Source organism: Bradyrhizobium sp. IC3195, assembly GCF_020193585.1.
Lineage (GTDB): Bacteria > Pseudomonadota > Alphaproteobacteria > Rhizobiales > Xanthobacteraceae > Bradyrhizobium > Bradyrhizobium yuanmingense.
Map to the genome: position 1 here is coordinate 1 of NZ_JADYVG010000087.1, position 533 is coordinate 533.

General features: G+C 58.5%; 1 protein-coding gene. It reads left to right on the top strand.

All coding sequences use genetic code 11. The features are described from left to right. Window positions 1-76 precede the first annotated feature (76 nt). Window positions 77-533, top strand: a 457-nt coding sequence (locus I6F09_RS37210) for a cation diffusion facilitator family transporter (protein WP_225190203.1), incomplete at its 3' end; no start/stop codon positions are given.

Genomic DNA, 533 nt, shown 5'->3' on the forward strand with positions numbered 1-533 from the left:
GCCTCTTCTGCGTTTTTTATCGCTCTCTGTTTATGATCTCATAGCGTAATACTGATAACTATTAAGGGACTACACTATGGCGCACTCGCATTCGCACTCCTCTGTCCAGGCTCCGGATAACAGCAACGCCCGCCGGCTGCTATGGGCGTTTATCGTCACCGCCGGCTTTATGCTGATTGAAGCCGTCGGCGGCGCGATCTCCGGCTCGCTGGCCCTGCTGGCGGATGCCGGCCATATGCTCACCGACTCCGCCGCTCTGCTGTTTGCGCTGCTGGCGGTTCGCTTCGCCAGCCGCCCACCAAATGCCCGCCATACCTTTGGCTGGTTGCGTTTAACCTCCCTGGCGGCGTTTCTCAATGCTATTGCTCTGGTGGTGATCACCATGCTGATTGTCTGGGAGGCGATTCAGCGCTTCCAGCATCCGCAGCCGGTAGCCGGCGTGACGATGATGGTCATTGCAGTCGCCGGTCTGCTGGCCAACGTGCTGGCGTTTTGGATCCTACATCGGGGTAGCGAGGAGCGGAATCTTAACG